The 21,555-nt window shown below is 28.1% G+C and carries 18 protein-coding genes, 1 rRNA gene and 2 other annotated features; of the genes, 18 read left to right on the top strand and 1 reads right to left on the bottom strand.

Annotated features, from left to right (window positions below; all coding sequences use genetic code 11):
* The 13 genes from VK071_01280 to VK071_01220 all read left to right on the top strand — a co-directional run.
* The coding region (locus tag VK071_01280; protein HLR33947.1) for a Sapep family Mn(2+)-dependent dipeptidase at positions 1-1,026 on the top strand (1,026 nt) is incomplete at its 5' end.
* A gap of 165 nt (positions 1,027-1,191) precedes the next feature.
* Positions 1,192-1,320 (top strand) — a sequence feature (ribosomal protein L20 leader region).
* Between the two features lie 19 nt (positions 1,321-1,339).
* A complete protein-coding gene (gene infC, locus VK071_01275) occupies positions 1,340-1,849 on the top strand; it encodes a translation initiation factor IF-3 (protein ID HLR33946.1) in 510 nt (169 codons plus the stop codon).
* 18 nt (positions 1,850-1,867) lie between these two features.
* Entirely contained in the window at positions 1,868-2,062 is a 195-nt protein-coding gene (gene rpmI / locus VK071_01270) for a 50S ribosomal protein L35 (protein ID HLR33945.1), read from the top strand.
* A 39-nt stretch (positions 2,063-2,101) separates the two neighbouring features.
* On the top strand, positions 2,102-2,452 hold the full coding sequence (rplT, locus tag VK071_01265) for a 50S ribosomal protein L20 (protein HLR33944.1): 351 nt from the start codon (positions 2,102-2,104) through the stop codon (positions 2,450-2,452).
* A gap of 139 nt (positions 2,453-2,591) precedes the next feature.
* The gene (locus VK071_01260; protein ID HLR33943.1) at positions 2,592-3,248 is read left to right on the top strand and encodes a TrkA family potassium uptake protein; all 657 of its coding nucleotides are present in this window, start codon (positions 2,592-2,594) and stop codon (positions 3,246-3,248) included.
* A complete protein-coding gene (gene rlmB, locus VK071_01255) occupies positions 3,235-4,071 on the top strand; it encodes a 23S rRNA (guanosine(2251)-2'-O)-methyltransferase RlmB (protein ID HLR33942.1) in 837 nt (278 codons plus the stop codon). Before VK071_01260 ends, rlmB begins: the two co-directional genes overlap by 14 nt.
* A 93-nt stretch (positions 4,072-4,164) precedes the next feature.
* Positions 4,165-5,187, top strand: coding sequence for a phenylalanine--tRNA ligase subunit alpha (pheS, locus tag VK071_01250; protein HLR33941.1), 1,023 nt, complete (start codon positions 4,165-4,167; stop codon positions 5,185-5,187).
* Positions 5,188-5,209: 22 nt separating this feature from the next.
* A complete protein-coding gene (pheT, locus tag VK071_01245) occupies positions 5,210-7,609 on the top strand; it encodes a phenylalanine--tRNA ligase subunit beta (GenBank protein ID HLR33940.1) in 2,400 nt (799 codons plus the stop codon).
* Between the two features lie 63 nt (positions 7,610-7,672).
* Positions 7,673-8,224 carry a cell division protein ZapA gene (gene zapA / locus VK071_01240; protein ID HLR33939.1) on the top strand — a complete coding sequence of 184 codons (552 nt, stop codon included), beginning with the start codon at positions 7,673-7,675 and terminating at the stop codon, positions 8,222-8,224.
* A 22-nt stretch (positions 8,225-8,246) separates the two neighbouring features.
* A complete protein-coding gene (locus VK071_01235; GenBank protein HLR33938.1) occupies positions 8,247-10,676 on the top strand; it encodes a DUF3656 domain-containing protein in 2,430 nt (809 codons plus the stop codon).
* Between the two features lie 18 nt (positions 10,677-10,694).
* On the top strand, positions 10,695-13,073 hold the full coding sequence (locus VK071_01230; GenBank protein ID HLR33937.1) for an endonuclease MutS2: 2,379 nt from the start codon (positions 10,695-10,697) through the stop codon (positions 13,071-13,073).
* 72 nt (positions 13,074-13,145) lie between these two features.
* Positions 13,146-13,350: a binding site (T-box leader), on the top strand.
* Between the two features lie 43 nt (positions 13,351-13,393).
* A complete protein-coding gene (gene argS, locus VK071_01225; GenBank protein HLR33936.1) occupies positions 13,394-15,094 on the top strand; it encodes an arginine--tRNA ligase in 1,701 nt (566 codons plus the stop codon).
* Between the two features lie 12 nt (positions 15,095-15,106).
* A complete protein-coding gene (locus VK071_01220; GenBank protein HLR33935.1) occupies positions 15,107-16,084 on the top strand; it encodes a hypothetical protein in 978 nt (325 codons plus the stop codon).
* 7 nt (positions 16,085-16,091) lie between these two features.
* On the opposite strand, the gene VK071_01215 is transcribed toward VK071_01220, so the two are convergent.
* Complete coding sequence (locus VK071_01215; protein HLR33934.1) at positions 16,092-16,286, bottom strand: hypothetical protein; 195 nt, start codon at positions 16,284-16,286, stop codon at positions 16,092-16,094.
* A gap of 140 nt (positions 16,287-16,426) precedes the next feature.
* On the opposite strand from VK071_01215, the gene VK071_01210 reads away from it, so the two are divergent.
* The 5 genes from VK071_01210 to VK071_01190 form a co-directional block, all read left to right on the top strand.
* Positions 16,427-18,193, top strand: a complete 1,767-nt coding sequence (locus tag VK071_01210; protein ID HLR33933.1) for a B12-binding domain-containing radical SAM protein — start codon at positions 16,427-16,429, stop codon at positions 18,191-18,193.
* Positions 18,194-18,206: 13 nt separating this feature from the next.
* Positions 18,207-18,962, top strand: a complete 756-nt coding sequence (locus VK071_01205) for a hypothetical protein (protein HLR33932.1) — start codon at positions 18,207-18,209, stop codon at positions 18,960-18,962.
* An 11-nt stretch (positions 18,963-18,973) separates the two neighbouring features.
* Positions 18,974-20,113: a tetratricopeptide repeat protein gene (locus VK071_01200; GenBank protein HLR33931.1), complete on the top strand. Its 1,140-nt coding sequence runs from the start codon at positions 18,974-18,976 to the stop codon at positions 20,111-20,113.
* 50 nt (positions 20,114-20,163) lie between these two features.
* Positions 20,164-21,081 (top strand): bifunctional enoyl-CoA hydratase/phosphate acetyltransferase, encoded by a 918-nt coding sequence (locus VK071_01195; GenBank protein ID HLR33930.1) that lies wholly within the window; start codon positions 20,164-20,166, stop codon positions 21,079-21,081.
* 413 nt (positions 21,082-21,494) lie between these two features.
* Positions 21,495-21,555: ribosomal RNA gene (locus VK071_01190) — 16S ribosomal RNA — on the top strand; the annotation flags it as partial.

Here is a 21,555-nt window from a genome sequence, read left to right as displayed (position 1 = left end):
AAAATTTTAAAAGATTTAGAAGTACCTCTAAATAAAAAAATAAGACTAATCTTTGGTACTAATGAAGAAACAAACTGGGGTTGTATGAATTATTACTTCAAACATGAAGAAGCTCCTGATATAGGATTTACACCTGATGCTAACTTTCCCGTAATTCATGGTGAAAAAGGTATAATTAATTTTGATTTGGTGCAAAAATTAAATAGCAATTCATGTGGGAACATCGTATTAGAAAGTGTTGAAGGTGGAAATGCTCCTAATATGGTTCCAGACTATTGCACAGCTATATTGAAGGTAAAGTCAGATGATATTTTTGCTATTGAAGAAAAGTTTAATAGTTATATAAAAAACACTGAATATCCTCTATCTATTGAAATTAAAGATGATAGGATTAAAATAAGTGGAGAAGGAATATCAGCTCACGGTAGTACTCCGGAAAAAGGACATAATGCAATATCCTATGTAATGAAATTTTTAGGAGAAGTCTTAAATGGAGATTGTGATGTATGTAAATTTATTAAGGTATATAATGATAGAATCGCTTTTAAACATCATGGTGAAGGTATAGGTTGTGGTTTTAAAGATGAAATATCTGGAAAGCTTAGCTTTAATCCTGGTGTTATAGAAGGAAATAAAGATGAAATTAAATTAACTATTAATGTTAGGTATCCTATTAAATCTTCAAGTAAAGAAGTATACGATGGTATAAGAGAAAATCTAAAAGATACAAATGTAAAATTAATAGAAAGGGATGGGGAATCTAAACCTTTGTATATGCCTAAGGATCATCCTCTTGTAGAAAAGTTGATGAAAGTTTATAAAGAGGCAACAGGAGATATTGACAGTGAACCAATAACTATAGGTGGGGGAACCTATGCAAGAGCTATGGATAATGCAGTAGCCTTTGGACCTGTTTTTCCAGGACAAAAAGAGCTTGCTCACCAAAAAGATGAATATATCTCTATAGATAATTTAATGAAATTAACTGAAATTTATGCAAGAGCATTGTATGAGTTAACAAGATAAAGTTTCATCTGAACCCCTATATTTAAAATATAGGGGTTCTAGTCTTATAATGTATTTGCAAGAATGAAGATTTTTTATTTGAAACATATGAATAAGTCTGTTTTAATAATAAAATCATTGACATTATCTTTTAAATAGCATATAATAATTAAAGAAAGCAAATACAGGAACAAGTAGAAGTATCCGCTTCTCACCTTATAGCTAAAGCTCATAAGGTTAAAACTACAAAGATAATGTCTTTGACTATTTTTTGTGAACTAAGCGGGTATTTTATACCCGTTTTTTTATTTAAAATTTTAGGAGGTGTCTTAATATTAAAGAACTTCAGGTTAATGAAGAAATAAGAGATAGGGAAATACGCCTTATTGATGTTGATGGTACTCAGTTAGGAATAGTTAATAGTAGAAAGGCTGTGCAAATGGCCTATGATAAAAAATTAGATTTAGTAAAGGTTGCTCCAAATTCTCGACCACCAGTATGTAAAATAATGGACTATGGGAAGTATAAGTATGAAATGGCTAAAAAAGAAAAAGAAGCAAAGAAAAATCAAAAAGTAATGAACGTAAAAGAAGTAAGGTTTTCTCCAAATATCGAAGAACATGATTTAAATGTTAAAGCCAATAGGGGAATAGACTTTCTAGAAAATGGTGATAAAGTTAAAGTAAGTGTAAGATTTAGAGGTAGAGAATTAGGACATACTAATAAAGGAAAAATGGTACTAGAACAATTTATAGAACTAACTTCAGATTATGGAGTTGTGGATAAAAAACCTAAAATGGAAGGAAGAAACATGGTTATGTATCTAGTTCCAAAGACGGAATAAAAAAAGGAGGTAATCGATATGCCTAAAATGAAATCTCATAGAGGAGCTGCAAAAAGGTTTAGGAAAACTGGTACAGGAAAATTAAAAAGAGGAAAAGCTTATAAGAGTCATAAAACCGGAAAAAAATCCCCTAAGAGAGTTAGAAACTTAAGAAAAACTGCTATGGTTAGCAAGGGAGACCATAAAAGAATAAAAGACCTATTACCATACTAATTAAAATTGTAATAATATAGCAGAAGGAGGTAGTTTACAATGGCAAGAGTAAAAGGAGCAGTTAATGCCAGAAAAAAACATAAAAAAGTTTTAAAACAAGCTAAAGGATATTATGGTGCTAAAAGCAAATTATATAGAACAGCAAATCAAGCTGTAATGAAATCATTAGACTATGCTTATATAGGACGTAAACATAGAAAAAGAGATTTTAGAAAACTTTGGATTTCAAGAATAAATGCTGCCACTAGATTAAATGGCATGAATTATAGCACATTTATCAGTGGGCTTAAAAGAGCTAATATAGAGATAAATAGAAAGATGTTATCAGAAATGGCTATACATGATCCTGAAGGTTTTTCAAAATTAACAGAAATAGCAAAAGAAGCTTAATGATAAAAGTTCCGATTTCGGAGCTTTTATTTTTTGTACATATTTTGTATATGTCCATATATAATATAGTCTTAGTGATTTTTATATTATTGATATTTAAGGGGATAATATCAATATACAAGAAGGGAGAGACTATAGTATGGAACGAATTATTATTATAGGTTGTGGTAGATTTGGTTTAAATGTAGCTAAGACTCTTTATGGTCTAGGAAATGAGGTTATGGTTGTTGATATTAATGAAGAGAAAATAAAAGAAATAGCTAATAATGTAACTCATGCAGTTCAAGCCGACGTAATGGACGAATTTATATTAAATAAATTGGGAATTAGTGACTTTGATGTAGCAATTATTAGTATTGGTTCTAATTTAGAAGCATCTATAATGGCTACTCTAATGGCTAAAGAACTTGGTGTAAAGAAAGTTATCGCTAAAGCTAGAAGTGAAGCTCATGGTAAAATTTTATCAAAAATTGGAGCGGATAAAATTATTTTTCCCGAAAGAGATATGGGAATTAGATTAGCTCATAATTTAGTTTCTGCGAATATCCTGGATTTTATTGAATTATCCCCTGAATATAGTATAGTAGAAATAGTAGCCATGAAGGGATGGAAGAATAAGAAACTAAAGGAATTACATCTTCCCACTGAATATGGTATAAATGTAATGGCTATTAAAAGAGGAAAAAACATAAATGTTTCCCCTTATGCCGATGATATAATAGAAGAAGGAGATATTTTAGTAGTAATAGGAAATACGAAAGATATAAGGAGAGTAGAGAGAAATGCAGGAAAATAATAAATATAAAAAAATTACTAGTTCTTCTAACCCTGTAATCAAAAATATTAAAAGTTTATATAGAAAAAAATCCAGGTGGAATCAAGAAAGATTTATAATTGAAGGTGTTAAATCCGTAGAGGAGTTATTAAAAGAAGAAAATTTAATAGATTATATAGTATATTCTAATAAATTACTTGCTGTAAATGAAGGAGTGGATTTACTAGATAAAATAGATAAGAAAGATATAGAACTTGTTCATGTATCCGACAATCTTTTTAAAGAAATAACAGATGTAGAAAATCCTCAAGGAATTATGGCCATAGTTAAATTTAATTTAGTATCTTTTAAAGACATATTAAAAAATAAAGACTTTTTAATATATTTAGATGAAGTAGCGGATCCAGGGAATATGGGAACCATTATAAGGACTGCTGATGCTTTTGGAGCAAGTGGAATAGTTGTGTCTGAAGGCTCTGTAGATATTTATAATCCTAAGGTAGTTCGGGCATCAATGGGCTCAATTTTCCATGTTCCATTATGTTATGTAAATGATGAAAGGGAAATTTTTGAAGCTTTTAAAAGAGAAAAGATTACTATATTAGCTACGTCATTGAAAAGTGATAAATTTATACATGAAGTAGAATTAGGAGAAAACACTGTGCTAATAATAGGCAATGAGGCGAGAGGGGTTTCTGAAGCTTCTATAGCCAATGCAGATGAATTAGTAAAAATCTATATGTCTGGAGAAGCGGAATCTTTAAATGCTGCTATAGCAGCCTCTATTGTAATGTATGAAGTGGCAATTAATAGAATTAATGAAGCTTGTACTTTGCAAGGTTAAGTGCTATAATTTAATAAATAGTTTTAGAAATTTCGACCTTAATTTTATAATTAGGTCTTATTTTTTATACAACCCTAGGAAAGGAGTTAAAGTATGAAGGAAAAATTAATACAAATAAAAGAAGAAGCTTTATCAGATATAGAAAACATGAAGGATTTAGAAGAATTAGAAAAATTAAGGATAAAACTTTTAGGTAAAAAAGGAGAGTTAACAAAAGTACTTAGGGATATGGGAAAGGTTCCAAAAGAATCTAGACCAATTGTAGGAAAAATGGCAAATGAAGTTAGAGAAGATATAGAGAAAGAAATTTCATCTTCAAAAGAAAAATTTAAAGAGCAACGTAAAATAGCAAGATTAGAAAAGGAAAGAATAGATATATCTATATCCCAAGATAAATTAAAATATGGACATATTCATCCACTTATGAAGACAATTAAAGAATTAGAAGACTTATTCATGAGTATGGGTTTCTCTGTAGTTTATGGTCCTGAAGTTGAAACTGTTGCAAACAATTTTGATGCTTTAAATTCACCAGAAGATCACCCCTCCAGGGATATGACTGATACTTTTTATATTACTAAGGATATACTTTTAAGAACTCATACATCCCCAGTTCAAATAAGGGTTATGAAGGAAATGGAACCCCCTATAAAAATTGTATCGGCAGGTAGAACTTTTAGATTTGATGATGTAGATGATACTCATTCACCTATGTTTCATCAATTAGAAGGATTGGTTATAGATGAAAATATAAATATGGCTAATCTTAAGCAAACTATAGATATCTTTATAAAAGAATTATTCGGTAAAGATATGAAAACTAGATTTAGGCCCCATTACTTCCCTTTTACTGAGCCTAGTGCAGAAGTAGATGTATCCTGTTTTGATTGTAAGGGTAAAGGATGTCCTACATGTGATGGAACTGGTTGGAGTTTAGAATTATTAGGTTGTGGCTTAGTACATCCAAAGGTATTGGAAAACTGTGGAATAGACTCTGAAAAATACTCTGGTTTTGCTTTTGGAATGGGAGTAGATAGGATTGCAATGGTTAAATATAATATAGATGATATTAGGCTTTTATTTGAAAATGATATGAGATTTTTAAAACAATTTTAGCTGAAATAAAGGAGGTATTGTAATGTTAGTACCAGTAAAATGGTTAAAAGAATATGTGGATTTAGATGTGGAAACAAAAAAATTAGCAGATGAACTAACTTTATCAGGTTCCCATGTAGAATCTATTATATCCTTAGATAGAAATATAGAAAATATTGTAGTAGGTAAAATTTTAACTATAGAAAAACATCCAAATGCAGATAAATTATTATTACTAAAGGTAGATATAGGCTCTGAAAAACTTCAAATTATTACAGGAGCTACAAATATTAGAAAAGGGGATTATGTACCTGTAGCTTTGGTAGGGGCAATATTGCCAAATAATATTAAGATAAAAAAATCTAAACTTAGGGGTATTGATTCCTTTGGAATGCTTTGTTCTTTTGAAGAATTGGGCTTTGATAATAGTGTAATTCCTAAAGAACAGAAGGATGGTATTCTTATTTTAGATAAGGAATATCCTCTTGGGGAAGATATAATAAAGGTACTTAAATTATATGGAGAAGTAATAGAGTTTGAAATTACACCAAATAGGCCAGATTGTTTAAGTATTATTGGAATGGCTAGAGAAACTAGTGCTACATTTAATAAAACTTTAAACTATCCTAAAATAGAATTAGAAGAAGAAGTAAAGAATATTAATAATTATATAGAAAGTATAGAAATTTTAAATAAGGATTTATGTCCTAGATATTATTCTAGAGTAATAAAAGATGTTATAATTGAGCCATCACCTTTGTGGTTACAATTAAGACTTATGGAAGCGGGAGTAAGACCTATAAATAATATTGTAGACATAACTAATTATGTTATGCTAGAACTAGGTGAACCACTTCATGCTTTTGATATAGATAAGATTGAAGATAAAAAGATATATATAAGGCCAGCTAAAGAAAATGAGAAGATAAGAACTATTGATAATATAGAAAGAAAACTTGATTCTTCTAATTTAGTAATTGCAGATGAAAAAAAACCTATTGCTATAGCTGGTGTAATGGGTGGTTTAAATAGTGAGGTAACAAAAGATACTAAAACTATTTTAATAGAAGCAGCTAATTTTAATAAGAAAAATGTTCGAATTACTTCCAAAAAATTAGGATTAAGAACAGAGGCTTCAGCAAGGTTTGAAAAAGGTATAGACGTAAATTTAGCAGAAATTGCATGTAATAGAGTTTGTCAACTAATTGAAGAAATAGGTGTTGGAAAAGTTGTTAAAGGGTACATAGATGTATATGAAAGGAAAGAAGAAAAAATATCAATAAATCTGAAACCAGAAAGAGTAAATAAAATGCTTGGCATTGAAATAACAACAAAAGAGATGATTGATATTCTTCATAGTTTAGAATTTAAAGTAGAAGAAAATAATACAGAATTAAGTATTATAGTTCCAACTTTCAGGTTAGATATAACTGAAGAGGTTGATTTAATTGAAGAAATAGGAAGAATATATGGTTTCCATAACATTGAAAACAAGCCCTTTATTGGCTATTTAACTAGAGGAGAAAGACCTTATAATAAGGTAATCGAAAACAAAGCAAAGAATATTTTAGTAGGGTTAGGTTTAAATGAAATTATGACTTATTCTTTCATTAGTCCAAAATCTTATGATAAGGTGAAACTTCCAGGGGAAGATTATAGAAGAAACTATGTAAAGATTTTAAATCCCCTCGGTGAAGACTATAGTTCCATGAGAACAACTCTTATACCTAATATGTTAAAGGTGCTTTCTAGAAATTACAATTATGGTGTAGAAAATGCATATGCTTTTGAAATAGGTAATGTATTCTTGCCTAAGGAATTACCTTTAAAAGAATTACCTAAGGAAAAAGCTGCATTATGCCTTGGTATGTATGGAAATGATGTAGACTATTATGCTATAAAAGAAATTATAGATATTCTTTTTAAAGAACTAGGTATATTAAATGTTAAATATATAAGAGAAGAAGAGAACCCAACCTTCCATCCAGGTAGAACTGCAAATATAGTTATAAAAGATAATATTATAGGAGTAATAGGTGAAGTACATCCAGATATATCTGAAAATTATTCTATAAAAGAAAATGCATATTTAGTAGAGTTAGATTTTGATGCTATTATTAACTGTGCAGATTTAAGTAGAAAATATAAGCCATTACCTAAATATCCAGCAATAGTAAGAGATGTTGCTATTGTACTAGATAAAGATACAATGGTTCAAGAAATAGAGGAAGTGATATTAGATAATGGTAAGGGTTTAATAAATGAGATTAAATTATTTGATATTTATGAAGGAGAGCAAGTACCAGAAGGTATGAAAAGTATAGCTTACTCTATTGTTTATAGATCCTATGAAAGAACTTTAAAAGATGATGAGATAAGTAAGTTACATTCAAATATTATAAAAAAATTAGAAGAGAGTTTTAATGCCGAATTAAGAAGCTAAGGAGTAGAGAGTCTCTACTCCTAAAATATATTATTAGGACAATATTAAGGGAGATGGTAAGTTATGACGGAAAAAAGAAAAGTAGACATAACTATTGATGGTCGTAACTTTACAGTAGTAGGAAGTGAGTCAGAAGATTATATTAAAAGTTTAGCTGCTTATTTAGATAATAAAATGAAAGATGTATTAGAAAAAAATACAAAATTAAGCTATTCAACAGCGGCAATACTTACAGCCTTTAATATAGCAGACCAATATTACAAAACTAGTATAAAGTTAAATGAAATTAAAGAAAAAACCAAAGAACCCGTAGAAGGTTATGCTGTGTTGAAAAAAAATATGGGGGAGGCTAAAAATTATATATATGAATTAGAAAAACAAGTTAGTAAATATGAAAGAGAATTATTAACTACTCATAAAGAAAATGAAAAAAACAAAAGATTAGCGGAAAAACAAAAGCAAGCTTTAGAATTAAAAGAAAAAGAATTGAGGGAAAATGAGGCTATTATTAAAGAATTACAAGATAAATTATTTGAAAATCAAATGGAATTAATTGAAACGAAGAAAGAATTAGAGGAAGCAATTAGAGATATTGATATAGAGAAAACATTGTAATTAAGGAGGACAATTAGAAGAAGTGGAAAATATAACTGATGATATTGAGCTATTAGCTCCTGTTGGTAGTATGGAATCCTTATTTGCTGCTGTAGAAAATGGTGCCGATGCTGTATATTTGGGAGGGAAGCTATTTAACGCAAGACAATTTGCAGATAATTTTAGTTTAGAGGAATTGAAGAAGGTAGTAGAATATGCTCATTTAAGAAACGTTAAAGTATATATAACGGTTAATATATTAATTGATAATGAAGAAGTAGAAGAGACATTAAACTATGTAAAATATTTATATGAAATAGATGTAGATGGACTTATAGTACAAGATATAGGTTTAGCCTATGCTATAAGAAAGATCTTTCCTGATTTTAATTTACATGCTAGTACTCAAATGACTATTAATAATTTAGCAGGAACAATCTTTTTAGAAGAACTAGGATTTAAAAAGGTAGTCTTATCTAGGGAACTTTCTTTAAGGGAAATAAAATATATAAAAGAAAATTCTAATATACCTTTAGAATGCTTTATTCATGGAGCTTTGTGTATTTCATATTCGGGCCAATGCTTAATGAGTAGCATTATAGGAGGGCGAAGTGGAAACAGAGGTAAATGTGCTCAACCTTGTAGAATGCCTTATACTTTAGTAAATTATAAAGATGATACTATTGTAAGTGAAGAATTTAGTAAAAAGTACTTATTAAGTCCTAAGGATTTAAATACTATTAAAGATCTAGATAAATTAATAGATAGTGGAATATCCTCATTAAAAATAGAAGGAAGAATGAAAAGACCAGAGTATGTGGCCACTATAGTTAGTAAATATAGAAAAGTCTTAGATTATGGTGTAGAAAGTATAACAAAAGAGGATAGAAATAGAATGCTACAAATATTCAACAGAGGTTTTACAAAAGGTTATATATTAGATGATTATGGTAAAGATATGATTTCATTTTATAGGCCAGATAATAGAGGAATATATGTAGGGAAGGTAAAAAAGATTGACAGGAATAATATGTATTTATTATTAAGTGAAGATATTAGAGAAGGCGATGGATTAGAGTTTGAATTAGAAAATGGAAAGTATAAAGGGCTAATAGTAGAAAATTCTTTAGAGAAAGGCAAAGATGTTAAGCTAAATATAATTAATGGAGTAAGAAAAGGCTCAAATGTTTTTAAAAGTTCAAATAAAAGCTTATTAGAAAATGCTAGAAAATCCTATGAAGATAGGCAGAAGATTTATGGTATTTCCATGAAAGTTTCTATAGCAAAAGGAAAACCTGCAAAATTAATTGCAAGGGAAAAGAATTGTGAAGTAAAGGTTTTAAGTGATGAAAATGTGGAGGAGGCTATTAAAGTACCATTAAGTGAAAAAAGGATAAGAGAACAGCTTAATAAATTAGCCGATACTCCATATGTATTAGAAAATATAGAAATAGATTTAGAAGAGGATTGTTTTCTACCTATTAGCCAAGTAAATTTATTAAGAAGAAAGGCTATGGATGAATTAAACAAGAAAAGGTCCAACTTTAATCATAGAGAACCTGTTAATGAAGAAATATTTTCAAGAAAAAGGAATAATTTAATTAAATTCAATAGAAAAAGTAATTTTGGTACAAGAAAAATAAATGTTAAAGTAGTAACAATGGAACAGTTTAAACAATTAAATTTAAAGAAATTAAATAGGGTTTATTTAGAATATTTTGAAGGAATAGAAGATGCTATTAAAGAAGTTAAAAGCCATGGAAAAGAAGTATATCTATGGACAAATAAAATTTTAAGTGACCAAGATTTATTAGCCCTTAAAGAAAGGGTAAAGCCTATGGAAAAAGATTTAGATGGTATCTCTGTATCCAATTTAGGAACTTTAAACTTTGCGTTAGAACATTTTAATTTAAATATACATGGGGACACTGGTTTAAATATATTTAATAGTCTTTCTACAAGCTTTTTAAATGAGCAAGGATTAAAAAGTATAACTTTATCCCCAGAATTAAATTTAAATCAAATAAGAAAAATTTCAAATAATAATATGCTACCTATAGAAACATTAGGATACGGTTATCTACCATTAATGATTATGAAACATTGTCCAATGTCATTAATTAAAAATTGTAAAGATAATAAGGCATGTAGTAATTGTAATTTAAAAGAAGGATACGGTTTGAAGGATAGAAAAAATAAAATATTTTATATAAAAAGAAAAGATAAGAATACTATATTATATAATTGTGTGCCTTTAATAATTCTTGAAGAATTAGACAAGGTATTTGATAGTGGTGTAAATATGATAAGGTTAGATTTTACCTTTGAAAATAGAAACATAAGAAGAATTCAAGAAATTTTCTATGATTATGCAGTAGGGGCAATAAGTAGGAATGATGTAAATAAGTTAATTAAAGAATTTAAAATGAATAAAGAACTAACTAAAGGTCACTATTTTAGAGGTGTTTTGTAATATTGGGGTGATAATTAGATGAATGAGAAAACATTTAGAGTTTTAGAATATAATAAAATAATAAGTATGTTAGTAGAGAAAGCAGCTTCCAGTTTAGGTAAGGAAAAAATAAAGAATTTAAAGCCAGAGACTAATTTTGAAAAAGTAGAACATGCTCAGAAAGAAACTGAGGAAGCCTTGACTATTTTAATAAAGCGAGGGAATCCACCTTTATATGGTATTTATCCAATATTTAGTGAAATGAAAAGAGCAGAAATGGGGGGAGTTTTAGGTCCTGAAAGTTTATTAAAAATATCGGATACTCTACGAGTTTCTAGGGGGCTAAAAGGATATATTAGAGAGAATAAAGAAGATAGGTATAGTTCTTATCCCATAATAGAATCATTAATAGAAGAATTAACTGTATTGGAATTTATAGAAGATGCTATAAATAAAGCAATAGTAAGTAAAGATGAAATATCAGATAATGCTAGTCCTAAACTTAAAAATATTAGAAGGCAACTTATAATAAAGAATGATTCTATTAAGAATAAGCTAAATTCTATTATAACTTCTACTAAGTACAGAAAGTATTTACAAGATGAGATTGTTACTGTTAGGGAAGGAAGGTATGTAGTACCAGTTAAGCAGGAATATAGAAGTAATGTACCTGGTTTAATCCATGATCAATCGGCCAGTGGTGTAACTTTATTTATAGAGCCTATAGCTGTAGTGGAACTAAATAATGAACTTAAGGAATTAGAAATTAAAGAAAGAAAAGAAATTGAAAGAATATTAGCTGACTTAACAAATATGGTAGCTATTAAAAGTGGTACTATATTAGCTAATTTAAAAATATTAGAACATATAGATTTTATATTTGCTAAAGGGAAGTTAGCTCTTGAAATGGATGGTATTAAACCTATTCTTAATAAAAATGGGTATATAAATATAAAAAATGGTAAACACCCTATTTTGGATGTAAAAAAAGTAGTGCCTATTGATATTTATATTGGTAAGGATTTCGAAACTCTAGTAATTACTGGACCAAATACAGGAGGAAAAACAGTTACATTAAAAACAGTGGGTTTATTAACTTTAATGGCCCAATCAGGCCTTCATATACCAGCAGACTCTAATTCAGAAATGGCAGTATTTGATCAAATATTTGCTGATATAGGAGATGAACAGAGTATTGAACAAAGTTTAAGTACGTTTTCTGGCCACTTGACTAATATAGTTGAAATATTAGAAAATGTAAGAGATAATAGTTTACTATTATTTGATGAATTGGGAGCTGGCACAGACCCAACAGAAGGGGCTGCACTAGCTATGTCAATATTAGATTATTTAAAGGTAAATAACGCAAGAACTATTGCAACAACTCATTATAGCCAATTAAAGATATATGCTCTTACGGAAGAAAGAGTAAAAAATGCCTCAGTAGAGTTTGACGTGGACACACTTAGTCCAACTTATAGGTTATTAACAGGTGTTCCTGGAAAATCAAATGCTTTTGAAATTTCTAAAAGATTGGGACTTGATACAGAAATTATTAATTATGCTAGGACTTTGATATCTAAGGAAAATCTAGAATTTGAAGAAGTTCTTCAAGCGATTGATAGGGATAGAAAATTAACGGAAGTTAATAAATTTGAAGCGGAAAAATATAAAAAAGAATCGGAAGAGTTGAGAAGGGAACTATTAGAAGAGAAAAGAAAAATTGATGATATACGAGAAAAAACAATATTAGCGGCAAAAAAGGAAGCAAGGGATATTTTGAGAAATGCAAAAAAGGAAGCAGATGAAGCAGTATCTGGGTTAAGGGAAATTTCCATTGAGATTGAAAAGGAAAAGGCAAAAAGGATTCAGGAAACTCAAGAAAAATTAAAAGGGAAAGTTGATAATATAGAAAGTGATTTAGTAGATAATGTTCTAAATGTAAAAAGTAACGAGCCACCAAAAAATTTGAATGCAGGAGAAGAAGTAGAAATACTTTCATTAAATCAAAAAGGAATAGTTTTATCAGAACCAGATGAAGATGGTAATGTAAGTGTTCAAGTAGGAATAATGAAGGTAAATGTAGATATATCTACTCTAAGAAGGACTAAAATAAAAGAATTAGAAACAGCTGAAACTAACACTAAGAATATTATTAAGCGTAAAGCAAAAAATGTTAGAAATGAAGTGGATTTAAGAGGAAAAACTTTAGATGAAGCATTGTTAGATTTAGATAAGTATTTAGATGATGTATATATTACTGGTTTAAAAGAAGCTTATATTATTCATGGTAAAGGTACAGGAGTATTAAGGGCTGGAATAACCAATGTTTTAAAAAACCATAGATATATAAAAACTTTTAGACTAGGCAATCATGGTGAAGGTGGTAGTGGAGTAACTGTTATAGAATTGAAATAAGAAGGTATAATTGTGAATAAATCCTTGAAATAGTTTAAAAACTAGTATATATTATGAATAACAATTAAATAGATAAATTTTATGAAAGAGAGAGTAGGGTATATTTATTGTCTTAGCGAACTAGGGATGGTGAAAGCCTAGTACAGGGATATACTTGAAGAGAGCTCTGGAGAATAAATCCGAAATGAGTAGGATTTTACGTTAGTTACGTTATTAACTTTAAGTGGGCATTAGGCCAAGAAGAGTGGCAACACGGGAAGAAACTCTCGTCTCTACCAAGAGATGAGAGTTTTTATTATTTCTAAATTGGGAGGTTAAAAATGGTAGATTTTAAAAATGAGGCAGTAAAATTAATATTAGAAGAACAAGAAAGTTTAAATAGAGAAGAGGTAATTTCATTAATGGAAATACCACCTTCTCCGGAAATGGGAGATTATGCTTTCCCTTGTTTTAAGTTAGCAAGAACTTTTAGAAAAGCACCAAACTTAATAGCAGAAGGATTAGTAGATGAAATGGAAGGTAATGAATACTTTAAAAAAATAGAGAATAAAGGACCATATATTAACTTTTTTATTAATGAAGAAATGTTGGCAAAAAGTGTTTTAGAAAATATAAGTGAAGAAAAAGAAAACTATGGTTCCTCAAATATGGGGAAAGATAAAAAAGTTATAGTAGAGTTTTCATCTCCAAATATTGCGAAACCTTTCCACATTGGTCATATTAGGTCTACAGTTATTGGAAATTCTTTGTATAAGATTTATAAATTTTTAGGTTATGATACAATAGCTATTAATCATCTTGGAGATTATGGAACTCAATTTGGAATGCTTATAGTAGCATATAAGAAATGGGGATCCTCTGAAGTAATTGAAGGTGACCCTATTAATGAGCTTTTAAAACTATATGTAAGATTTAATAGAGAAGCTGAAGACGATGAAAAGCTTATGGATGAAGCTAGATATTGGTTTAAAGAGCTTGAAGAAGGAAATGAAGAAGCTTTAAAATTATGGAAATGGATGAGAGATATAAGTCTTCAGGAATTCAATAAAGTATATGATCTATTAAATATAAAATTTGACTCTTATACAGGAGAAAGTTTCTATTCAGATAAAATGCCAAGGGTTATAAATGAACTAGAAGAGAAAAACTTAATGAAAGAATCAAGGGGAGCAGATATAGTAGATCTAGAGTCTTATGATATGCCACCAGCTCTAATTAAAAAAAGCGATGGTTCTACGTTATATGCTACAAGAGATATAGCTGCAGCAATATATAGAAAAGAACATTATGATTTCCATAAAAATATTTATGTAGTAGGTTCTCAACAAATTCTTCACTTTAAACAGTGGATGAAAATTATTGAACTTATGGGTTATAATTGGGCTAAAGATTGTATTCACGTACCTTTTGGCATGGTAAGTTTAGAAAGTGGTACTATGTCAACTAGGAAAGGTAGAGTTGTTTTTTTAGAAAATGTATTAAACAATGCTATAGATAAAACTTTAAAGATTATTGAAGAAAGAAATCCAAATTTAGAAAATAAGGAAGATGTAGCAAAGCAAGTTGGAATTGGGGCAGTAATATTCCAAGAATTATTTAATGGAAGAATAAAAGATTATGTATTTTCTTGGGATAAAACCCTAAGCTTCGAAGGTGAAACGGGACCCTATGTTCAATACACTCATGCTAGAGCTAGTAGACTCTTAGAAAAAGGAGATTTTTCTTTAGAAAATGATGTAGATTTTTCATTATTAAAAGAAGATGAAGAATTATCAATTATAAAATTACTTTATGATTTTCCTAAAATAATAATAGAAGCCATGGAGAAAAATGAACCATCTATTATAACTAGACATGTAGTAGGAATTGCTAAGGCCTTTAATAAATTTTATAATAGTATTCCTATATTATCCGATGATGAAGGGATTAAAAATGCTAGACTTTTACTAGTTTATGGAACGAAAACAGTTATAAAAACAGGATTAAGCCTCTTAGGTATAGATGCACCGGAAAAAATGTAAAGGAGAACATATATGAGCCAAGAAAAAATTGAAGAGTTTCTTCTTGCAATTTTTAATGAAGATTTTATAAATAATAATAAAGAGTACTCTTATATATCTCAAATAATAGTTATTACAATTAAATCTTTAATGCCTTTGGAAGATACAATTGGTTGTGCAATAGACTATGAAAGGTATGAAAAGGAACTTAAGTTATGGTACTACTATAGAAATGGAGGGAACAAACCATTATTAAATAGTATTTCTACTTTAAATGAGTCTATTTATTGGGAAGAATTTGATGATACAGTTTATGAAAGAATTGCACCCATAATACTTGTTAATAGTGAATGGGAAATTGCTAAAGAAGAAGCGATTAAAAATATATTATACACTACTGGGAAAATTCCCCTACTATTTGAGGGGTTATTACTTTCAAAAGCATTATTTTTATTGATAAATAATGAAGAGACTGATATGTTAAATACCTTAAAAGAAGAAATAATAAATTTTTCCCAGATAGATTTTATCAAAAAATATTCTAAATATTATAGAATTCCTACTGAAGAGTTTCCTGGTAATTTTACTGTAGAATTTGAAAAATGCAAAATTCACGTAATAAATACATTAAATACTTTAAATAAAGGAGACTTTCCAATTTTAGAAGAAGTTATATTTAAAAAAGAAAATGGAAAAAGTTCCTATTGGAAAGGAATTCAAAGTATAGTCGGTAGAGAAGAAACTAAAAAGTATGAGGATTATTTTTATGAAAGTATGTGTGATTATTTATATAAATTGAGAAAAGGATATATTAACCCAGAAGCATTGAAAATTAAAAAATACTATTTACCAGATATTTTTAGTTTTAATATAGGTGATGAATTTTTCCATACTTTATTAAACAAATCAAAGGTAATTGAGAGAAAAGAAAGTAAGGATTATATAGAGATATATATTCAATCAAAATCAGGTATTTATAAATTTTTCAAGAATAAAAGACCCTCAAAATAATGGGGGTCTATTTTTCTAGGTAATTAATAAATTCATCCTTACTAGTTTCCGCTAATAGACTTAATTCCTCTATTATATTATCTCTCAATAATAAAAAATCTTCTACATTTGTACTTTTCCCTGTGTAATCTAGGGCCTCAAGAATCATTAACATATCTTTTTTTGACATTTCCTGAATAGAAATCTTATCAAATTCGTGCATATATTTACTCCTTTCTGAAGTAGTTAAAAGATATATACTATATACTAATAATATACTATGGAGACCATAATATCAATATTATAGCTAAATATGATATTATGTTATAATAGAAATAATTATAAGAAAAAGGATGGTTTTATATGGAGGTAATTATATCCACTTTAAATTCGAAATTTATTCATTCTTCTCTTTCAATTAGGTATTTAAAAAGCTATTGTCAAGATATACCTAATATTAAAATAAGAGAGTATACTATAAATCAAAATGCTGATTTTATTACAGGAGAGCTTTATAAGGAAAATCCAAGTATAATAGCTTTTTCTTGTTATATTTGGAATATAGAAAATACATTAGAAATATGTAAAAGACTAAAAGTTGTAAAACCAGGGATTAAGATTATTTTAGGAGGGCCAGAAGTATCTTATGATGGAGAAAAAATATTAGAAAAACATCCATATATTGATTTTATAATATATGGAGAAGGAGAAGGGACTTTTAGAGAATTAATAATTAATCTAATAAATAAAGAGAAAAATTTTAAAAATATTGAAGGATTAATATACAACTATGAAGGTAAGGTTTTTAAAAATCCACCTAGACCTTTAATTGAAACTTTAGATAAGATACCTTCCCCTTATGACAAATTAGATAAAGGTTTAAAGAATAAGATAGTTTATTTTGAAAGCTCAAGGGGATGTCCTTTTAATTGTCAATTTTGTCTTTCTTCAACCATAAAAGGAGTTAGATTTTTCAGTATAGAAAGAGTAAAGATGGATTTAGAGAAATTAATTAATGCAGAAGTGAGACAAGTGAAATTTGTTGATAGAACTTTTAATGCAAATAAAGAATATGCTATGGAAATAATGAATTTCATAATGGAAAAAGATCCTGAAAATATTAACTTCCATTTTGAAGTAACGGCCCATTTACTAGACGAAGAAATGTTAGACTTTTTAAGCCATGTAAAAGAGGGATTATTCCAGTTTGAAATTGGTGTTCAGTCTACAAATGAAAAAACTTTAGACACCAGTGGTAGAACTACAGATTTAAATAAACTTTATAAAGTAGTAAAAGAAATTAAGAGCTATAGGAATATTCACCAGCATTTAGATTTAATTGCTGGACTACCTTATGAAGATTATAGATCCTTTAGAAAATCTTTTAATGATGTTTACAATTTAGGTCCTGAAAAGCTCCAGTTAGGGTTTTTAAAATTGTTAAAGGGGTCAGGGTTAAGGCATAATAAAGATGAATATGGATATAAATTCTTAGATAAGCCACCTTATGAAGTACTAGAGACAAAATATATGGATTATGGTGAAATGTTGCGTTTAAAAACTATTGAAGATTTAGTAGAAAAGTACGGAAATGAGAAATTTTTTGAGAATACTATTAAATACATTATAATGAATTATTATGATTCTCCCTTTGACTTTTTTGAAGAATTTTCATTTTATTGGGAAAGTAAAGGATATCATAAAGTTTCTCATAGTAGAAAAAAATTATATAAAATTCTTTATGATTTCTATTTGGAAAAGGTGGGAAAAAATTTATCTATATTCAATGAAATAATAAAATATGATTATATATTCAATAACCAAAATCTAAATCTGCCTATTTATATTAACAGGATAAACAAAGAAAAAATACAAAGTTTAAGACATGATATATTAAAGGATCCTTGTATAAAATCTAATTATTTAAAAGATATGGAAAAAGAGCCTACTAAAAAAGTAATTAATAAAACCCATATTGAAATGTTTGAAATAAATATTTTAGATTTTATAGAGAATGATTTTGTATTAAGTAAATTAAAACGAGAAAATACTTTGATTTTATTTGTATATAAAGATGGGGTACTTAATAAATGCGGTGTATTTAACATAACAGATAAAATAACTAGATAGAGGAGTGACACTAATGGATTTTTTAAAAGATATGAAAATAGTACATTTAGAAGCTTTTAAAAAAAGTTTTAAAAGCTTTAAAAGAAATTGGCAGATTGTCCTTATAGGTTTTTTATATTCATTTTTGTATTCTAAAGTTTTTCGTATAATGGGCGAACTCTTTTTGTTAAAAGGATTAAGGATTATAGCGGGTTTATTATTAGCTATTGTAATGACTAGTTTAACGTCGAATTATTTATTTTTGTTATCTAATATTATAAGGTATGATAAATTTACTCTGGAGAATTTTAAAGAAGGTTTTAAGTTCTATTTTCGAAAAGTTTATAGTGTATTCTTTGTTACTTGGATAGCCAGGTTGCTAATTGGATATATAGGTAATAATGTAGGACCCTATTCGGAGGCATTTTATACAGTTGTAAGCATATTAATTTTCATTGGACTTAATCCTTTGCCAGAAACTATTTATCAAAAATATTATTCAGCTTATGAAAGTATTGCTTATAGTTTCGAATTTATGAAAGGGAATTGGTTCAATTGGTTATTGCCTAATATAATATTTGGTTTAATCCTTTATAAATTATCAGGAGTAGTTTTATCAAATGTTATTACAAAAAAAATTGAATACAATTTTTTTATATTCCAGCAAGGGCATTTCATATTAAATCAAATATTAATTTCTTATATTATGATTTATAGGGGGCATCTTTTCAATATTTTAAGTAATAGCACAAGAAGAAAAAGATTGTATATGCAAAAATTAAATGATTAGTAGGTGATATAATGAAAGAATTAGATAATTATTTTAAAAGATATACTGATAGAATTTCTTTTATAGAAATTAAAAAGGATACTTTTATAGAGATTAATGGATATAAAGTTAGTGGAAAAATTCCATTGCCAATATTGACAGAAAGATTAACAAAAGAGATTAAAAAAGGATCGGATTTTGAAGAAATAAACCTTCGCTATATAATAGATGGCATAATATATACTATGGGAATAGATACTGAATTTAAATATATAAAAGAGTATAAAAAAATTTTATATAAATATGACGAGAACATTGAAAATTATATATTGTACAAGGGGTTAGAAAAATTAGAAGCTAAAGATTATAATAATGCTTCAATTTTCTTTAGAGCGTCAATTGCTTTAAATAGAAATAATATTAAAGGATTATTTAATTATGGTTTAAGTCTTGAAGGATTAGCAAATATGTATTTTGAAAAAGGTGAAGAAAAAAAAGGAGAATTATTCTTTTCTAAAGCTACAGACAACTTTGAAACTATATTAGGTATGGATCCTAAGTTTTCTCTTTCTTACTATAAGCTTGGATATCATTATAAGTTTTTAGGACAATCATTAAAAGCAAAACTTATTTGGGAAAAATTTATTTTAATAGATGACAATAAAGAAAGAATACAAGAGATTAGAGAGGAATTAGACAATATAAATGACGATGTAGAATACGAAGAAGGAGTCCGTTTAATATTTGAAGGTAAGTATGAAGAAGGGAATCAAAAGCTGTTAAAATTAAAAGATAAATATCCATCTTGGTGGAGCATAAACTATATGTTAGGAATTTCATATAAAGATTTAGGATTAGAAGAGAAAGCTATTAATTTTTTTAAGGAAACTATAAAATTAGAACCAAAAGAAGTAGATGTTTATAATGATATTGGTATTTTATTATCAGAATTAGGCAGAAATAAAGATGCAATTAAAGTTTTGACAAAAGGAATTAATATATATGATAAAGATTATAAAATAATATTTAATAGAGGATTAATTTATTTACAACTAGGAGAATATGAATTGGCTAAAGTGGATATTGATAAAGCCTATAATCTAAACCCGGATAATATTATGATAAAAGAACAAAAAGAGGTCTTAGATTCAATGATTGAGGAAATACAATAGTTAAATTTCTAGTCAGATTATACTTAACATTATCATTAGGGGGGAGTTTTATGGAAATAAATAAATTAAGAGAGCTTTTATCAGTAGAATATAATGAGAAAATAAGATTAGTTGTAGTAGGAAGTCATGACGAGGAAGTATTGGAAGCAGTTGGAGAGGCCAGCAAGTTAAATATTGTTGAACCTATACTTATTGGTAGAAAAGAAGAAATAGAAAAAATTGTTAGGGAAAAGAATATTATAATTAAAGACTGGAAGATTATTGACGAAGATAATTTAGCAGAAGCTGCAAAAATAGGAGTTAAACTAGTAGGGAATAATGAAGCGGATTTTATTATGAAAGGTATTGTAGATACAGGAACTCTTTTAAAGGAAGTTCTAAATAAAGAATACGGACTTAGAACAGATAGTCTTCTAAGTCATGTTATGATTTATGAAATGCCAAATTATCATAAGTTAATATATTTAACTGATGGTGGAATGAATCTAAACCCTAATACTGAACAAAAGGAAAAGATTATTCAAAATAGTGTAAGGGTAGCAAAGGCTTTAGGAAAAGAAGAAGTAAAGATAGGTTGTTTAGCAGCAAAGGAAAAAGTAGATCCTAAGATGGTGGCAACTACTGATGCTTTGAAACTTAAAGAGAAATCAGAAGGAGGATATTTTGGTGAAAAGGTAATTGTAGATGGGCCTATGGCATTAGATTTGGCAGTTTCAAAAGATGCTGCAAAAATTAAAAATTATACTAGTCTAGTAGCAGGAGATGCAGATATACTATTAGTACCTAATATTGAAATGGGTAATGGCATAGGTAAAAGTATTACTTATTTTGCAGAAGGGAAGTCCGCCGGTATTATAATGGGGGCTAAGGTTCCAATAGTTTTAGTTTCAAGGGCCGATACCCATGAATCAAAACTTTACTCTATAGCTTTAGGTAGTATAATTGCCCATAAAATGAATTTTGAATAAAATTTTGAATAAAAAATAAAAGTATATGAAAATAAGTAGGAAATTTAAAGAAACAAGAGAAAAATTTAGTTTTTTTACTATAAACATCTTTAATGCACTTTTAAAGAACTTGAAGTATATAATATTCTATGGTAAAGTATTAAACGTTGTCGAGAAAAGGTATTTAAAGAAATTAAAAGTTTTTTAAAATTCTACTAGACAAACTAAAAAAAATATGTTAGTATTAATAACTGTCACTACAAAATGTTAAGAAACAAATGAAAAGAAAAATAAAAAAGTAGTTGACAAAGTTTCGAAAATATGTTATATTAATTAAGCGCAGTAAATGCGCGAGTGAACCTAGAAAATTAAACAGTGTGAAGTACTTTGAGAAGTAAGTTATAGTATTAAGCAAGTAAAGAGCTAGGAAACTTTCTAATGAGAGTTTGATCCTGGCTCAGGACGAACGCTGGCGGCGTGCCTAACACATGCAAG

The organism is Tissierellales bacterium (assembly GCA_035301805.1).
Classification (GTDB): Bacteria; Bacillota; Clostridia; order Tissierellales; family DATGTQ01; genus DATGTQ01.
The sequence above is the reverse complement of the archived record's forward strand: the minus strand, read 5'-3'. Positions and strand labels throughout refer to the sequence as shown.

Coding starts and splice junctions, on each gene's coding strand:
- rpmI (HLR33945.1), top strand. CDS start 1,868: ATGCCTAAAATGAAATCTCATAGAGGAGCTGCAAAAAGGTTTAGGAAA.
- rplT (HLR33944.1), top strand. CDS start 2,102: ATGGCAAGAGTAAAAGGAGCAGTTAATGCCAGAAAAAAACATAAAAAA.
- VK071_01260 (HLR33943.1), top strand. CDS start 2,592: ATGGAACGAATTATTATTATAGGTTGTGGTAGATTTGGTTTAAATGTA.
- rlmB (HLR33942.1), top strand. CDS start 3,235: ATGCAGGAAAATAATAAATATAAAAAAATTACTAGTTCTTCTAACCCT.
- pheS (HLR33941.1), top strand. CDS start 4,165: ATGAAGGAAAAATTAATACAAATAAAAGAAGAAGCTTTATCAGATATA.
- pheT (HLR33940.1), top strand. CDS start 5,210: ATGTTAGTACCAGTAAAATGGTTAAAAGAATATGTGGATTTAGATGTG.
- zapA (HLR33939.1), top strand. CDS start 7,673: ATGACGGAAAAAAGAAAAGTAGACATAACTATTGATGGTCGTAACTTT.
- VK071_01230 (HLR33937.1), top strand. CDS start 10,695: ATGAATGAGAAAACATTTAGAGTTTTAGAATATAATAAAATAATAAGT.
- argS (HLR33936.1), top strand. CDS start 13,394: ATGGTAGATTTTAAAAATGAGGCAGTAAAATTAATATTAGAAGAACAA.
- VK071_01220 (HLR33935.1), top strand. CDS start 15,107: ATGAGCCAAGAAAAAATTGAAGAGTTTCTTCTTGCAATTTTTAATGAA.
- VK071_01215 (HLR33934.1), bottom strand. CDS start 16,286: ATGCACGAATTTGATAAGATTTCTATTCAGGAAATGTCAAAAAAAGAT.
- VK071_01210 (HLR33933.1), top strand. CDS start 16,427: ATGGAGGTAATTATATCCACTTTAAATTCGAAATTTATTCATTCTTCT.
- VK071_01205 (HLR33932.1), top strand. CDS start 18,207: ATGGATTTTTTAAAAGATATGAAAATAGTACATTTAGAAGCTTTTAAA.
- VK071_01200 (HLR33931.1), top strand. CDS start 18,974: ATGAAAGAATTAGATAATTATTTTAAAAGATATACTGATAGAATTTCT.
- VK071_01195 (HLR33930.1), top strand. CDS start 20,164: ATGGAAATAAATAAATTAAGAGAGCTTTTATCAGTAGAATATAATGAG.